This is a genomic window from Rhizobium sp. BK379, assembly GCF_014193955.1.
Lineage (GTDB): Bacteria > Pseudomonadota > Alphaproteobacteria > Rhizobiales > Rhizobiaceae > Rhizobium.
Genome location: NZ_JACIAD010000009.1, coordinates 286,516 through 301,151 on the forward strand (window position 1 = coordinate 286,516; position 14,636 = coordinate 301,151).

A 14,636-nucleotide genomic window follows, 5' to 3' on the forward strand; every position below is an offset into this window, starting at 1 on the left:
GAGGAGAAACACCAATGCCAAACCTCAAGGTAAAACCGTCAGGCAAGACCGGCCGCGTCACGCATGTGACGCCCGAAAGCGCCGGCTGGACCTATGTCGGCTTCGACATGTATCTCTTAAAGCCGGGCGAGACGGCATCGGGAGAGACAGGCGAACGCGAAGTTTGCCTCGTCTGGGTGAGCGGCAAAGGCAAGGCTTCGGCCGGCACCAGGGATTTCGGTACGCTCGGCGAGCGCATGAGCCCTTTCGACGGCGCGCCGCATGCTCTCTATATTCCAATGGAATCGACATGGTCGGTGACGGCCGAGACGGATCTGGAGCTTGCCGTCTGCTCCGCCCCCGGCGGCGGCACCTATGAGGCCAAAGCCATTCCGCCCGGCACGCACCCGCCGCTGACCCGCGGCAAGGGCACGAATGTGCGCCATGTCAACAACATCATGCCGGAAGACGATAGCTCGGCGCATTCGCTGCTCGTCGTCGAGGTCATCACGCCCGGCGGTCATACCTCCTCCTATCCGCCGCACAAACATGATCAGGACAATCTTCCGCATGAGAGCATGCTGGAAGAGACCTATTACCACCGCCTCAATCCGCCCCAGGGTTTCGGCTTCCAGCGCGTCTATACGGACGACCGCTCGCTCGATGAGGCGATGGCCATCGAAGACGGCGACGTGACGCTGGTGCCGAAGGGCTATCATCCGTGCGCGGCAACGCATGGCTACGATCTCTATTATCTCAATGTCATGGCGGGGCCGAAGCGTGTCTGGAAGTTCTACAATGCGCCGGAACACGAATGGCTGCTGAAAGCCTGATCCGGCCGCAGATCGCTAAATAATCTGACAGCGGGCGAGCCGCGCAGATGGTTCAATCCTCCCATTCAAACGCAATGGATGGAGGAACACCATGCGCGGCTCTAGCCTTACAGTTTATGCCGAGACTACCCGCCGGACGGAAAGCAGACAGTCCCGGCTTCTTGCAAGTCTCGTTACGGGCTTTCGGTTGATAGGACGCAAGCTCGCCGAACGGCGCAGTCGCAGCGCCGTCATGGAGTTGTCCGACGATCAGCTCAAGGATATCGGTCTTTCTCGCGGCCAGATCGAAAGCGACGTGCATATCTCAAGCCACTACTGGCGCAACAAGGGATTGTGATAGGGTGCAGCGGCGGGCAGCACTCGCCGCGCAAAAATCCGGAAAGACCGATGTCGCAATTTTCGACCGCATTGCTCTTGAAGACGAAGACTGTCGCGATCCGCGACATTGTCTGCAATGGCGAATGCCGTCACAAGAGCGACGAGGAATGCGCCCACAAGACGAGCCTCGTCTATCCCTATCGCGGCGTCTTCATGCGTCATGTCGGGCGCACCGACACGGTGGCGGAAGCCAACCAGATGCTGTTCTTCAACGCCGGCCAAGGCTATCGCATCAGCCATCCCGTCGAGGGCGGCGATGCCTGCATCGATCTTTCAATCGACGAATCCCTTTTGGCCGAACTCGCGCCCAGGGATCAGGTGCAGGCCGGCGAGCTGTTCGGTTTCAAGCGCCAGCGCCGGCGCATCGATCCGCGGGCGCAGGCGCTTGTCGCGCTTCTTCGCCATGGGCTGCGCCGGGGTGTTGCCGAGACGCTGGAAGCGGAAACGCTGGCGCTCACTCTCGTGCGCCGTTCGCTCGGCGAACGCACCTCGCATGCAGCGGGTGCGAGTGCCGGTCGACAGAAGCTTGTCGACCGGGCAAAGCTCGTTCTCTCCTCCGATCTCGCGCGGCGCTGGACGCTTGCCGAAATCGCAACGGAAGTAGGCGTTTCGCCTGTCTATCTCACACAGGTCTTCCAGCAGGTGGAGGCAACCCCGCTCTATCGCTACCAGCTTCGGCTTCGCCTTGCCCGCGCACTCGATCTTCTCGGCGAGTATGAGGACCTGACAGCGCTCGGCCTCGATCTCGGCTTTTCCAGCCACAGCCATTTCACCGCATCCTTCCGCCAGGCCTATGGCCAGACGCCGGCGGAGTTCCAGCGTGCCACGCGACTGCGGGCCTGAAATCGCTAAAGAATTCGACAGCGATGAAGGGCCACCAGTGGTCTTATGATCCCGCCCCTGACGGGGACCCAACGGAGGATGACAGATGAAGAAGACCACATGCGCTGCCTGCGACTGCGAACTCGGAGCCGATACCATCAGCGTCAAGCTTGGCGGAAAGACCGTCGAGGTCTGCTGCGAGGAATGCGCCCAGGCGCTCGGGGAAGCGGAGGCTGCCACCGCATCCGCACCTGCAGCAGCGAAGGATTGAAACAAGGCCGCGCCCAAAAAGGCGCGGCCTTCTTCGTTTTTCCACTCTGCCCTCAAGCAGGCAGCAACCCGTACCGCCAGCCGAGCCGCCTTGCATTGCGCGAAAGGACGGCAAAGGCGAGGAGGAACATGCAAGCTTCCGCAAAGACCGGCACCATCCAGATACCCATCTCCCCAAAGGCATGCGGCAGCAGGAAAGTCAGCGGCAGGGTGAAGAGATAGGCGCGCGACAGGCCGAAGATCGCCGCACGCTTGGCATCGCCTATCGCCTGGAAATAGCCTGACAGGACGATCATCTGGCCGAACAGGAAATAGGCGCCGACCGTCCAGGGCAGGATGCGTGAGACCTCGGCGATGACGACTGGGTCGGCCACGAAGACATGGCCAAGGCGGCTTGCCAATAGTTCGACCGTTATCTCGACGCCGGCGCAGTAGACGAGAGCTGCGACCAGCGCGATCTGCAGGCTGCGGCCGACGCGCTCGGACAGGCCTGCCCCATAATTATTGCCGCAAATCGTCTGGAAGGCGATGTTGAGGCCGAGTAGCGGCAGGTAAGCCACCGTCATGACACGGGTAATGATGCCGTAGGCGCCGACAGTCGCGACATAATCGCCCTCGCCCCAGATCGACAGGTTGAAGATGACGGCTGCAGAGCAGAGCGAGATGCCGATGAAGCCGAGGCTCATCGGCGCGCCAAGTGCCAGGATCGGCCGCCAGTCCGCAAGCGGAAAGCGGGATGCCGGACGAAGTGCGCGCGCATTGCGCCAGCGATAGATCAGCACGGCAACAAGGCAGATCGCCTGCGCCAGCACCGAGCCCAGCGCCGAGCCGGCCACCCCCCATTGCAGGATCGCCATGAAGAACCAGTTGGCGACGATGTTGAGTGCCGTGGCGGCAAGCATCACCATGGTCATGAAGCCGATCCGGCCTTCGCTGCGCAGGGCATCGATATTCAGCGACAGGAAGAAGGCGACGGGTGCGGCACCGACCATGATGCCGATGAAGGCGCGGGCATTTTCGGCAACGGCGAGATCGCCTGCGGCGGCATTGTCGACGATGCGCCAGCCGACGGTCCAGTAGATCGCGTTGATGACAAGCACGACGGCGATTGCCAGCACATGGGCGACCGCAAAGGTGCGGCGGGCGGCATCGCGATTGCCGGCGCCGAGTTCACGGGCAAGGATGCTCGCCATCCCGTTCGAGACGAGCGACTGCAGGGCCACCAGCATCATCAGGCCGGGAAAGATAAGGGTGACGGCGGAAAGCGCACCGGCCCCGACGTAGGCGCCAAGGAAATAGGCGTCCACCACGGCAAAGAGGCCGTTGATGGTGGTGATCAGGATGATTGGCAGCGCCGTGCGGGCAAAGACCGAAGGCAGCGAGCCGGTCAGGAATGCATTCGTTTGCGAATTTGAAGTCATGGACGGAATCCGGGTGTTGCGGGCAACGATCAGGCTGTCAGATATCGAGAACGAGATGCGGCAGACCGTTCGAGGTCTTGCGCGGCGAGACGCCATTCTCGTCGATCTGAGCATGAACGCGCTGGCGGAAGGCCGAGAAGCTCTCGAAGGTCACGACATCGACAGGCTCATCGAAATGGATGGTGATCCTGTAGAACTCGCTGCCCGGGACAGCCGACAATGCGAGAACCTTGCCGGTGAAAGGCTGGTTCAGGTAACGCCCGCGAATATGCGCGCCGACGAAGATCGGCGACGCAGGCTTGTCATTGGGCTTGGCAGCAAGGGCGGAGAGCGTGTTCCAGTCGCGGACGCCATGTTGGCGGGCGATCAGTTCCAGGGCGGCGGCGTGGGTGATCTCGCTGCCGCGTTCGGTCATGGCCTGACGCAGGCGCTTTGCCTGGGCCTTCAGTTCATCAACCGGCGGATAGGCCATAGTCATGGTGGTACGAGTCATGGAGTCAGCCTTTCAAAAGCATGCCATTCGACTGTCAGGGGGGCTCGCATTGCCGTCAGTCAGCATGCACAGTGGCTGTGACCATGATCGCGAGGGCTTCACCATGGATCTTCATCCGCGAGCGGCCGGTGCCTCGAACCGGCTTCTCTATGCGCGACGACGGATGCCAAGTCAAGATCGGCACAGGCTTGGCGAAAAAATGGGCAGATTCTGAACAATATTGCCGACGATAAAAGCGTTATGCCGTTAGATTTTGCACAAGCTTTCAATTTTAAAGATATTGTTCAGCAGATGTGAGCAATCCTGCGTTAAAGTCAGATCGTACAACAAGCGGAGGCTGACATGGCCTTTCAGATGCACCTCGACACAGAACATCCCAAGCCCGAACAGGCTTACAGAGAATTCAACCTCGATCGGCCCGGCAATATCATCTTCGTCGGCCATCACCTCAGCACCGGCACGCAAGTGCGCTGCCTGATCCGCACCATCACGCTTGCCGGCGCGCTGCTGGAAGTCAGCCCCAACCTGGAAGTGCCGCAGAATTTCTTCCTTGAAATCCTCGGCATCCACGACGAGATCGGCGCGACCGTGGTCAAGCGCGAAGACGAGTTCGTGACCATCAGCTTCAACATGCTGCTGAACCCCGAATTCCTGCATCACGTGCTGCGGTTGAGCTTCGAAACCAGCCTCTGATTCCCAATCCGGCCGCATAAAAACGCGGGCCGTGTGACCCGCGTTTCAAAGAGCGATGGCTTGTGACGATCAGGCGGCGAGATGCCGCTCGATCTGGTCGACGGGGAGATTGGTGTAATCCTTCGCCACTTCGGCCGAGATTGCCGCCTGCGCATCGGCACTGAGATTGGGACGCAACGTGCCGAGCGCACGCGGAGGCGCTACCAGCACGATACGGCTTGCCTCCTTTTCGTGTACGAGCTCGTCGAGCTTCACGGCAACTTCCTTCAGAAAGTCGGCTTCGGCCTGGTCCTGCCAGTTGGTCTCTTCCATGGCGCTGCCGCTGAGCCCATCCGGGGCGTAGGCGCGACCCGGCTTGTCGGTGCCGAGCTCGCGCGTCGGCTGATTGGGCTGCGTAAGAGTTTCACGGACCTGGAGGTTCATCAGTTCGGCATCGCCGGCATTCTGCATTATCAGGGCTTTTGCCCCATCGCACACGACGACCCAGGATTCCCAGGGAACTTTGACATCAGTCATTTCAGTTTCCTCACTTCATTATTGAAAGCAGCACATCGCAAAGAGAAAACGCCCGGCAAATGAAAGAGTTCGGGAAAAATCCGTGCAAAAAGAATCAACGGCGATCCGCAAGGCGGGCCATGGCGTAGAACGGGCAAAGCGGGAGATGAAAGACGATGAAAACTGCGTTTATTGCCTATGCCGGCTGCCTTCTCACCCTTGCCGTTGTTGACGCCATATGGCTCGGCATCGTCGCCCGCACCTTCTATCGCGACCAGTTGGGCGAGCTGATGCTTCCCGCGCCGAACCTCGGTATCGCGGCGCTTTTCTATCTGTTCTTCACGGCCGCGATCGTCGTACTTGCGGTTTTGCCGGGGCTTTCCGGCGGCTCGATCGGCACAACGCTTCTCTATGGTGCCATCTTGGGACTGGCGGCTTACGGCACCTATGACATCACGAATTTGTCGACATTGAAGAACTGGCCGCTCGCGATGAGCCTTGTGGATATGGCCTGGGGAACCTTTCTGACGGCATTTAGCGCTGCCGGGGGCTATTGCGCGGCAAGATTGCTGGCCTGAGCGACGACAAGTTTATTCCCAAGAGGGCACAATAGATGTGCCGCTAACGCACAAATTTGAAACTCGTTAAAATTGTAGTTTCATATTTGACGAATGTGAAAAACATTCGTGTGAGCCTCTCTGTCGAACAGCCTGAAATTCGAACTGCTCCACATTTTGAACTGCCTGACGGAGAATGCGAAATGGAAATGCTCCGCGCAACGCACCTCGCCACGGTGAAGTCGGCTGTCTACGATATTCGCTGGGAGGAGTTCAACGTCAAACGACCGGCCCGTATCGTGGCCGTTCGCCCCTGCCTTACCGGGATTTCGATGCGCAGCGCCGAAATTCTCGACATTTCCCAGGGTGGCGCGACCTTTGTCGTGTCGACTACGGCCGGTCTGCCCAAACATTATTATCTGAATATTCTTGGGCTCGCGTACCGCATCGGCTGTGCCGAGGTCTACCGCCATCACGAGCGCATCGGCGTTCGCTTCATCAACCTCATGGAGCCGGAGGTTCTACGCAAGGTAGTGCGCGCAGACTTCATGATCGGCAATATGGAAGCGATCAACGCACGCCGCAACAGCCCCCGCGTCTAGGCCGCAGCGGGCGTGAAATAATCTTGCTTGCCATGGCAAAGCGAGAGCCTATTCTTGCGCGGCTTTTTCAATAATCCCGGGAAATTGCCCTCGCATGTCTGCCTTCTCGCGCTTCACGCCGCTCGCCAGCGCCCTGCCCTCCACCGTCCCTTTCGTCGGCCCAGAGGCCATCGAGCGTCAGCGCGGTCTGAAGGTCGAAGCGCGCATCGGCGCCAATGAAAACGGCTTCGGCCCGGCTCCCTCGGTTATTGCCGCCATGCGCGAGCAGGCCGGCGACATCTGGAAGTACAACGATCCGGAAAATTACGCGCTGCGCGAGGCGCTTGCCACCCATCTCGGCGTGACACCCTCCAATATCGCAATCGGCGGCGGCATCGACGAACTGCTCGGGCAGATCGTGCGGCTGGTGATCGACCCCGGCGGCACCGTCGTGACCTCCTTCGGAGCCTATCCGACCTTCAATTTCCATGTGAACGGCTTCGGCGGCCGGCTGGTCACCGTTCCTTATGCCGGCGACCGGGAAGATCTCGACGCGTTGCTCGATGCCGTCAAGCGCGAGAACGCACCGCTTGTCTATTTCGCCAACCCTGACAATCCGATGGGAAGCTGGTGGGATGCCCAAGAGATCGTCGCCTTCGCGCGCGCGCTGCCGGAAACCTGTCTGATGATCCTCGACGAAGCCTATAGCGAGACCGGCCCGGCTTCTGCCCTGCCGTCGATCGGGTCGCTCATCGATCTGCCGAACATCGTGCGCACCCGCACCTTCTCCAAGGCCTACGGTCTTGCCGGCGCCCGCGTCGGCTACGCGATCTCGACGCCCGGCACGGCGCTGGCCTTCGACAAGATCCGCAATCATTTCGGCATGAACCGGCTTGCGACGGTCGCTGCGCTCGCAGCCCTCAAGGATCAGGCCTACCTTTCGGAGGTGATCGGGAAGATCCATGCCGCGCGCGACAGGATCGCCGGTATTGCCAGGGCAAACGGCCTGCAGCCGCTGGCGTCGGCAACGAATTTCGTGGCAATCGATGCCGGCCGCGATGGCACTCATGCTCGGGCGATCGTCGACGGGCTGATGGAACATGGCGTCTTCATCCGCATGCCGGGTGTGGCACCGCTGAACCGCTGCATCCGTGTGAGTGTCGGGCCGGAAGCCGAAATGGCGCGGTTCGGAGAGGCTCTGCCGCAGGTCCTGAAGAAACTCGCCTGAGAACGGGAAACCAAAAACGGGTAAACCGCGGCCGGCGGGAGGGCGCCGGTCGCGGTTTCCTTCTCCCGGCGTCGGCCCCGTCCAAAGCGCCCCGCCAGCTCCCCTCTTTTGAGGTTGTTATTTCGAATTGTCTTGTTGGAGACGGTCCTTGGAACGCGTCGCGCCAAGCGACGACAGTCTTTAGTGGATCGTCATCCATTCGCGTGCGGCGCGGAGCGCTTCGGCAAGCTGCATCTTGCTCATCGCAGCGGCCACATCGGCACGCAGCTCGGCGGCGCGGTCGTTGCCCTTGATTGCGGCGATGTTCAGCCACTTGTGAGCGGAGACGAGATCGATCTCGCAACCACGGCCGGTCGCATACATCAGACCCATTTCGCAGAAGACATCGGCGCTGTTGCTTTCGCCACCCATGGTGGCCATTTCAGCATTGTGCATTTCAAAGCGTGCCATCGGTTTTATCCCTGTTTAGCCTGTTAAGACGTACCCTGTTTTACCTTTGGGCCTTGCCATCTTCTGCGGCTTCCGGCCTCTCCGGTCCGGCGGGTTTGCCCCGCTCGTTTGATGGGTTCACTATGCCAAACGGCTTTCAAAAAACGCCTAAAATGCATGATTAATTTGACGCAAACAAAGTGCAAATGCTTGGTAAACTTGGTTTTTTGTTAAACATCGGAATCCCTGCGAATTAAGGATTTTCCAGCGCCTTTTACGAAAAATTCAGATTTGGAAATTGAGGATTTGTTCACTATGAAATCAGCATCGACCTGGCCATCAGCAGAAAAAACCTGGTGCGGAGGCCGGATTTTTGGCCCGTCCCGCATCATATTTACCTTTACGTTCGCGTCAGTTATTTTCGCGCCATTTCATATCTCAAGGAGGAAGAGATGATCCGTACCCTCGTTCTTGCCGGCGCACTGGCACTCGCGGCAGGCCTTGCCCAGGCAGATGAACCGATCGTCGGCAACTGGAAGACCCGCGCCGGCGATACGGCAGTGATTGCGCGCTGCGGCGGGGCATACTGCATCACGCTGAAGACGGGCAAATATGCCGGCAAGAAGATCGGCAGACTGTCCGGTGCCGGCGGCAGCTATAGTGGTGAGATCACCGATCCTGCCGACGACAAGACCTATAGCGGCTCGGGCACGATCTCCGGCGGCTCGCTCAAGATGCAGGGCTGCATGATGCAGGTCTTCTGCAAAACGCAGACCTGGACCCGTCTCTGAAACTCTCGGCCTCTGAGAACCTTAGCCGGCCTCAGAAACTGAACGCAAAATGAACCACCGTCTCAGCACCCGTTCAGCCACATCATGGCAAAACAGCACCATGAAGGGCGCATATCGGGGTAAGGACGTGGACGTGTTCATTCTAGCGAGACGCTTTACAATCATAACGCTGTTTGCGGCGATCTTCGCGATCTCGTTTTCGGCAGTCGTCGTGCGCAACGGCGGTGGCGGAGGCGCACAGCAATCGCATTTCGGCGCGAACTATACGTGCCTGGCAAGCAGCGGCGGTTACTGCACCGTCATCCGTTGAGACCCGGGAAAAATCTGGGTCTCAGCCTTTGAGCGTCGTTTGCTTGTTAAAAACGACTCTCTATAATGCCTCATGAGCAAACGAATCTATCCCCTGTCCGCGTTCGACATTTCGTCGCCTCCCCCTTTCGAGCCGCAAACCTTCGATGATCCGGCAAAAGCCGTCGAGGCGCTGACGGCACTTTACGAGCGCAACACTTCCTTCCTGATCGACAGCTTCACGAGGCTTGCGCAGGGTGCACCGGTCACCTCCCGCTACCGTGCCTTCTACCCGCAGGTCAGCATCGAGACGACGAGCTTCGGCCATGTCGACTCCCGTCTCTCCTACGGCCACGTCACGGCACCCGGCGTCTATACGACGACGGTCACCCGGCCAAAGCTCTTCAAGCACTATCTGAAGGAGCAGCTTTCGCTGCTGGTGAAGAGCCATAACGTGCCTGTCGTCGTTTCCGAATCCTCGACGCCGATCCCGCTGCACTTCGCTTTCGGCGAAGGCGCGCATGTGGAAGCGTCGGCAGCGGCTTTTGTCGATATTCCGCTGCGCGATCTCTTCGATACGCCCGACCTCAACACGACGGACGACGAAATTGCCAACGGCGAGTATCTGCCGCCTCCGGGCGAGCCCTCGCCGCTGGCCCCCTTTACCGCACAGCGCATCGACTATTCGCTGGCCCGCCTGTCGCACTATACGGCAACGGGTGCCGAGCACTTCCAGAACTTCGTGCTGTTTACGAACTACCAGTTCTATATCGACGAATTCTGCTCGTGGGCACGCAAGCTGATGGCAGAAGGCGGCGATGGCTATACGGCCTTCGTGGAGCCCGGCAATATCGTCACGCTGGCAGGATCGAGCGTTCCGGAAACGGATGCCGTGCTTACCCGCCTGCCGCAGATGCCGGCCTATCACCTCAAGAAGAAGGGCCATGCCGGGATCACCATGATCAATATCGGCGTCGGTCCGTCCAACGCCAAGACGATCACCGACCACGTGGCCGTGCTGCGCCCGCACGCCTGGCTGATGCTCGGCCACTGCGCCGGCCTGCGCAACAGCCAGCGCCTCGGCGACTACGTTCTGGCGCATGCCTATATGCGCGAAGATCATGTGCTCGACGACGACCTGCCGGTCTGGGTGCCGATCCCGGCACTTGCCGAAGTGCAGGTGGCGCTCGAGGCTGCCGTTGCCGAGATCACCGGTTACGAGGGCTTCGAGCTGAAACGCATCATGCGCACCGGCACAGTCGGCACGATCGATAACAGAAACTGGGAACTGCGCGACCAGGCAGGCCCTGTGAAACGACTGTCCCAGGCTCGTGCGATCGCGCTCGACATGGAATCGGCTACGATTGCCGCCAATGGCTTCCGATTCCGCGTTCCCTATGGGACGCTGCTCTGCGTTTCCGACAAGCCGCTGCATGGCGAGCTCAAGCTGCCGGGCATGGCGACCGCTTTCTACCGTACGCAGGTGAACCAGCATCTGCAGATCGGCATACGAGCAATCCAGAAGCTTGCCGCCATGCCGCCGGAAGCCCTGCATTCGCGCAAGCTGCGCAGCTTCTTCGAAACGGCGTTTCAGTAAGTATCAGCTGCAGCCCGGCCTTGTCGGTCGGGCCGCGCACTGTTCTCAGGCGCTTGCGGCAAGCTGCAGCGCTTCGATCAGGCCGGCAAATGCCGCCAGCGCAATCCCGGTCCTGACCAGCATCTTCATCACCTCGGCATTCTCAAGCGGCGGCATCTTGCGCACGCCGCGTGTGACGATCAGATGTGCTATTCCGAATTCAAGCATGCTCATTGCTCCATCTCCTCGATGTTGTCAGATGAAGCTTTGTCGAGCGCTGCCTTGGCCTTTCGACATTCAGCCCGCTTAAAAGATATTTTTCTTCCCTGTCGAAAAGTACCTAGGCTGTTCGTCTCTAAGCATCGGCCCAAAAATCGAGATAGATTTTCGGAAAGCCCGATGCATAGATTCAAAGATTTAGAGCGTCCTTTGTGCGTCCGAATGGACGCACGGCGCTCCAAGGCCGGTGAAAGTACAGCGTGGAGGATAAGCAATGAAATATCTTTGCCAGGTCTGGTTCGACGGCACGGTGCTGTCGGCCATGTCGCCGGAAGAGAAGAACAAGCTCGGCCGGGATTCGCTCGCCTATGACCGCGACCTAGCCGACAGCGGCCACATGATCGTCGCGCAGGCGCTGCAGTCGCCGCAGTCGGCCGTCACCGTCAGGGTGCGCGGCGGTGAGATGTCGGTCACCGACGGCCCCTTCATCGAGACGAAGGAAGCACTCGGGGGCTTCATCCTGATCGAAGCCAAGGACCTCAACGACGCGATCCGTGTTGCAGCCGGCATTCCGCTGGCAAAACTCGGCGCGATCGAGGTTCGCCCCATCCACGAATTCGGCTGAGGAGGTCATGCCATGAAATATCTGGGTCAAGTCTGGTTCGATACTGAAAAGAGCAGCCAGGTCAGTCAGGAGGAATGGGCAGCAGTCACGCAGGAATGCATCATCAGCGATGATCACTGGCGCGAGAGCGGCCATATGCTGAGCGCGCTGGCGCTCTATGAGCCCGAGCAGGCCGTAACGCTCAGGGTTCGCAACGGCACCGTCGCCGCAACGGATGGTCCATTCGCCGAAATCAAGGAACATCTCGGCGGCTTCGTAGTGATCGAGGCTGGGGATATGGAGGAAGCGAAGGCGATCATTGCCACCTTCCCGATCCTCAAATATGCGTCGATCGAGATCAGGCCCGCCTATTCGATCAAGGATGGGAGATAGCGATGCGCTTCGTCTGCCTCATCTACAATCCTGCCGATATGGATGGCACGCTCAGCAAGGCCGAGGGCGACGAGCTCGTGAGGGCGCATTTCCGGTATGACGAGGAGCTTGAGCGCAAGGGCATCATGATCCATTCCGATGCATTGGAAGGTCCCGAGAGCGCCTCGGTCCTGAGAGTGCGCCACGGCGTTCTGTCTTCGACCGACGGTCCTTATGTCGAGACCAAGGAACATCTGGCCGGCATCTACATCATCGAGGCGGGCGATCTCGAAGAGGCGCGCAAGGTCGTTGCGGGCATTCCTAGCGCCCGGGTCGGGTCGATCGAATTACGTCCGGTGAGGCTTCTCACCCTGCCGCAGTGAGGGCCGGCCCTTGAAACAGGTGATTGGGGAACAGGTGATCGAAGATATCTACCGGCAGCATTCGCGCCGGGTTCTGGCGACGCTGATCCGCCTGCTCGGTGATTTCGACCGGGCGGAAGAGGCGCTGCACGACGCCTTTGCAGCAGCCGCGCGGACGTGGCCGATCGACGGCATGCCCAATAATCCGGTCGCCTGGCTGGTCTCGACCGGTCGCTTCAAGGCGATCGATCACCTCCGGCGGCGGGCCCGCTTCAACGCCTCGCTGCAGCACATCGAGGATGGCCTCTATCCTGATGGCACAGAAACGGAGATTGGCGACATGGAACCAATCGAGGACGACATGCTGCGGCTGATCTTCATCTGCTGCCATCCGGCGCTTGCCGCAGATGCACAGACCGCGATGGCGCTGCGCGAGGTCTGCGGATTGACGACGGAAGAAATTGCACACGCCTTCCTCGTGCCGGCGCCGACCGTCGCGCAGCGGATCGTGCGCGCCAAGAACCGGATCAGGACGGAAAAAATTCCCTATGAAGTGCCCGTGGGGGCCGAGCTGCCGGAAAGGCTCGACCGGGTGCTGCACGTCATCTACCTCGTTTTCAACGAGGGCTATTCGGCATCCTCGGGCAACACGATCGTCCGCGCGGATCTGACGGCCGAGGCGATCCGGCTGGCACGGTTGCTGGCGACACTGCTGCCGCATCCGGATGTCTCCGGCCTGCTGTCGCTGCTGCTCCTGCAAGAATCGCGCCGTGCTGCCCGGCAGGATGGCGACGGCGCGCTGGTGCTGCTTGCCGATCAGGATCGGTCACGATGGGACCGGACAAAGATTGCCGAGGGGCTTTCGTTGCTTTCGACCGCCATGCGCACGCCCGAAGTTGGGATCTACACGGTTCAGGCGGCGATCGCGGCGGAACATGCCAAGACCGGCAACATCGAACAGACGGACTGGCGGCGCATCGCCTCCTACTACGACCTGCTGCTTGCCGCCCATCCGTCGGCTGTTGCCGAACTCAACCGCGCGGTGGCGATCGCCATGGCTGACGGACCCGAGACAGGCCTCGCACTTGTCGATGTCATTCTCGGCAAGGGGGAGCTTTCGACCTATCACCTCGCTCACTCGGCGCGCGCGGATTTCCTGCGCCGGCTTGGACGCCGGGCCGAGGCGATCGAAGCTTACGAGACGGCGCTGACATTCTGCCGGCAGGAACCGGAACAGGTCTTTCTGCGCAAGCGCATTGCGGAGCTTAGGATCTAGCCTTGCGGCGGCCGAGCGGGAGCGAGATGGCGGTGCCGGTCAGGGCCGAAACGATGATGAGCAGATGCGCGCTGACGCTCGCCTGCGCCAGGGCATCCAGTGCTGAGCGTTCGCTCGATGCACCGAAGGCGACCGCACCGGCAGTGATGCCGGCCGGATAAGTGCCGACACCGCCCGGGGCATGTACCGGCAATACCGAGGAAAGCTCGCCACCCAGCGCGCCGCCGAAGCTTGCGGCCATCGGCAGCACACCCATCAGGCCGAGCGCCCAGGCGAGCACCAGCACCTTCACCAGCCAGTTGACGATGGTCATCGCCCAGGCGCGGCCGAAGGCCACGGCATCGAAAGGCAGTCCATTCTCTATTTCATGGAGCAGTGCCTGCGCCTTGCGCGGCAGGAGCTTTGCACCGAGACGCAGCAGCGGCCTGCGGGCAGCAAAGGCAAAGACCGGCAGGAACAGAAATATGACCCAGATGAGCCAGGCAAGCGCGGCATTGGAGGCGGCCACAGCAAAACCGAGGCCGGCGGCGGCGAGCAGCGCATGCAGGTCCAGAAGCCGCATGACCAGCAAGGCGGAGGTGCCGCGGGTCAGCGGAATACCGAATTCCGTGCGCATCAGCACCGGAAAACTCGTCTCGCCGGCGCGGAAGGGCAGCATGATGTTCAGGAGGTTGTGGATCTGCGTGACGCGGAAGAGTGCCACGAAACGGCCTGCCGTCTCCCGTGGAAAATAATCGTAGATGCGCCATGTACGCAGGAAATAGGTGCTGGTCAGGAGTATCAGTGCGCCGATAACCGGACGTGCTCCGACGGCGGCCCATTGTTCCAATATGACCGACCAGCCCCAGAACCATTCGATGAAAAGTGCATAGGCTGCGACGATTGCAACCGTCAGCAGGCTCATGCGATTGCGCAGAAACCAGGATTGCCCGCTTTCAACACTCGGGGTCTTCATGTATCAGGCTTCCT

At 60.4% G+C, this 14,636-nt stretch carries 21 protein-coding genes; 15 read left to right on the plus strand and 6 right to left on the minus strand.

Translation table 11 applies throughout. The annotated features are described in order from the left end of the window. Window positions 1-14 precede the first annotated feature (14 nt). The 4 genes from iolB to FHT93_RS31490 all read left to right on the plus strand — a co-directional run bounded on the left by iolB (window position 15) and on the right by FHT93_RS31490 (window position 2,283). Window positions 15-812, plus strand: coding sequence for a 5-deoxy-glucuronate isomerase (gene iolB / locus FHT93_RS31475; RefSeq protein WP_183851089.1), 798 nt, complete (start codon window positions 15-17; stop codon window positions 810-812). A gap of 91 nt (window positions 813-903) precedes the next feature. Beyond that, window positions 904-1,149 (plus strand): DUF1127 domain-containing protein, encoded by a 246-nt coding sequence (locus FHT93_RS31480; protein ID WP_113013890.1) that lies wholly within the window; start codon window positions 904-906, stop codon window positions 1,147-1,149. A 50-nt stretch (window positions 1,150-1,199) separates the two neighbouring features. Then, a complete protein-coding gene (locus FHT93_RS31485) occupies window positions 1,200-2,033 on the plus strand; it encodes an AraC family transcriptional regulator (RefSeq protein WP_112967933.1) in 834 nt (277 codons plus the stop codon). 85 nt (window positions 2,034-2,118) lie between these two features. Further along, window positions 2,119-2,283, plus strand: coding sequence for a hypothetical protein (locus tag FHT93_RS31490; protein ID WP_183851091.1), 165 nt, complete (start codon window positions 2,119-2,121; stop codon window positions 2,281-2,283). Between the two features lie 52 nt (window positions 2,284-2,335). Here FHT93_RS31490 and FHT93_RS31495 read toward each other — a convergent pair whose 3' ends face one another. Both FHT93_RS31495 and FHT93_RS31500 read right to left on the minus strand, forming a co-directional pair. Then, on the minus strand, window positions 2,336-3,703 hold the full coding sequence (locus tag FHT93_RS31495; protein WP_183851093.1) for an MATE family efflux transporter: 1,368 nt from the start codon (window positions 3,701-3,703) through the stop codon (window positions 2,336-2,338). A 37-nt stretch (window positions 3,704-3,740) separates the two neighbouring features. Then, entirely contained in the window at window positions 3,741-4,181 is a 441-nt protein-coding gene (locus FHT93_RS31500) for a glyoxalase superfamily protein (RefSeq protein WP_113013887.1), read from the minus strand. 369 nt (window positions 4,182-4,550) lie between these two features. Here FHT93_RS31500 and FHT93_RS31505 point away from each other — a divergent pair, with 369 nt between their 5' ends. Continuing rightward, window positions 4,551-4,889, plus strand: a complete 339-nt coding sequence (locus FHT93_RS31505) for a hypothetical protein (protein ID WP_113212526.1) — start codon at window positions 4,551-4,553, stop codon at window positions 4,887-4,889. A gap of 69 nt (window positions 4,890-4,958) precedes the next feature. Here FHT93_RS31505 and FHT93_RS31510 read toward each other — a convergent pair whose 3' ends face one another. Continuing rightward, window positions 4,959-5,405 (minus strand): host attachment family protein, encoded by a 447-nt coding sequence (locus tag FHT93_RS31510; protein ID WP_112544766.1) that lies wholly within the window; start codon window positions 5,403-5,405, stop codon window positions 4,959-4,961. Window positions 5,406-5,560: 155 nt separating this feature from the next. On the opposite strand from FHT93_RS31510, the gene FHT93_RS31515 reads away from it, so the two are divergent. The 3 genes from FHT93_RS31515 (at window position 5,561) to FHT93_RS31525 (ending at window position 7,750) form a co-directional block, all read left to right on the plus strand. After that, window positions 5,561-5,962: a DUF2177 family protein gene (locus tag FHT93_RS31515; RefSeq protein ID WP_113212425.1), complete on the plus strand. Its 402-nt coding sequence runs from the start codon at window positions 5,561-5,563 to the stop codon at window positions 5,960-5,962. 182 nt (window positions 5,963-6,144) lie between these two features. Further along, the gene (locus FHT93_RS31520; RefSeq protein ID WP_112544768.1) at window positions 6,145-6,543 is read left to right on the plus strand and encodes a PilZ domain-containing protein; all 399 of its coding nucleotides are present in this window, start codon (window positions 6,145-6,147) and stop codon (window positions 6,541-6,543) included. 94 nt (window positions 6,544-6,637) lie between these two features. Beyond that, window positions 6,638-7,750: a pyridoxal phosphate-dependent aminotransferase gene (locus FHT93_RS31525; protein WP_183851095.1), complete on the plus strand. Its 1,113-nt coding sequence runs from the start codon at window positions 6,638-6,640 to the stop codon at window positions 7,748-7,750. Between the two features lie 180 nt (window positions 7,751-7,930). Here FHT93_RS31525 and FHT93_RS31530 read toward each other — a convergent pair whose 3' ends face one another. Then, on the minus strand, window positions 7,931-8,200 hold the full coding sequence (locus FHT93_RS31530) for a sel1 repeat family protein (RefSeq protein WP_112544770.1): 270 nt from the start codon (window positions 8,198-8,200) through the stop codon (window positions 7,931-7,933). Between the two features lie 431 nt (window positions 8,201-8,631). Between FHT93_RS31530 and FHT93_RS31535 the strand changes: the two genes are divergently transcribed. The 3 genes from FHT93_RS31535 to amn all read left to right on the plus strand — a co-directional run bounded on the left by FHT93_RS31535 (window position 8,632) and on the right by amn (window position 10,855). Further along, the gene (locus tag FHT93_RS31535; protein WP_112544771.1) at window positions 8,632-8,970 is read left to right on the plus strand and encodes a DUF2147 domain-containing protein; all 339 of its coding nucleotides are present in this window, start codon (window positions 8,632-8,634) and stop codon (window positions 8,968-8,970) included. Between the two features lie 127 nt (window positions 8,971-9,097). Continuing rightward, entirely contained in the window at window positions 9,098-9,280 is a 183-nt protein-coding gene (locus FHT93_RS31540) for a hypothetical protein (RefSeq protein WP_183851097.1), read from the plus strand. 72 nt (window positions 9,281-9,352) lie between these two features. Further along, window positions 9,353-10,855 (plus strand): AMP nucleosidase, encoded by a 1,503-nt coding sequence (amn, locus tag FHT93_RS31545; protein WP_112544773.1) that lies wholly within the window; start codon window positions 9,353-9,355, stop codon window positions 10,853-10,855. Window positions 10,856-10,900: 45 nt separating this feature from the next. On the opposite strand, the gene FHT93_RS31550 is transcribed toward amn, so the two are convergent. Next, on the minus strand, window positions 10,901-11,068 hold the full coding sequence (locus FHT93_RS31550; protein ID WP_183851099.1) for a hypothetical protein: 168 nt from the start codon (window positions 11,066-11,068) through the stop codon (window positions 10,901-10,903). A gap of 259 nt (window positions 11,069-11,327) precedes the next feature. On the opposite strand from FHT93_RS31550, the gene FHT93_RS31555 reads away from it, so the two are divergent. The 4 genes from FHT93_RS31555 to FHT93_RS31570 are packed head-to-tail and all read left to right on the plus strand — an operon-like array spanning window position 11,328 to window position 13,667. Then, on the plus strand, window positions 11,328-11,678 hold the full coding sequence (locus FHT93_RS31555) for a YciI family protein (protein WP_112967925.1): 351 nt from the start codon (window positions 11,328-11,330) through the stop codon (window positions 11,676-11,678). Between the two features lie 12 nt (window positions 11,679-11,690). Further along, window positions 11,691-12,050: a YciI family protein gene (locus tag FHT93_RS31560; RefSeq protein WP_112967924.1), complete on the plus strand. Its 360-nt coding sequence runs from the start codon at window positions 11,691-11,693 to the stop codon at window positions 12,048-12,050. 2 nt (window positions 12,051-12,052) lie between these two features. After that, the gene (locus tag FHT93_RS31565; RefSeq protein ID WP_112967923.1) at window positions 12,053-12,412 is read left to right on the plus strand and encodes a YciI family protein; all 360 of its coding nucleotides are present in this window, start codon (window positions 12,053-12,055) and stop codon (window positions 12,410-12,412) included. A gap of 19 nt (window positions 12,413-12,431) precedes the next feature. Then, complete coding sequence (locus FHT93_RS31570) at window positions 12,432-13,667, plus strand: RNA polymerase sigma factor (RefSeq protein WP_113014094.1); 1,236 nt, start codon at window positions 12,432-12,434, stop codon at window positions 13,665-13,667. Here the strand turns inward: FHT93_RS31570 and FHT93_RS31575 are convergent. After that, the gene (locus FHT93_RS31575) at window positions 13,657-14,622 is read right to left on the minus strand and encodes a lysylphosphatidylglycerol synthase domain-containing protein (RefSeq protein ID WP_113013883.1); all 966 of its coding nucleotides are present in this window, start codon (window positions 14,620-14,622) and stop codon (window positions 13,657-13,659) included. The genes FHT93_RS31570 and FHT93_RS31575 overlap by 11 nt on opposite strands. Between the last annotated feature and the right edge of the window lie 14 nt (window positions 14,623-14,636).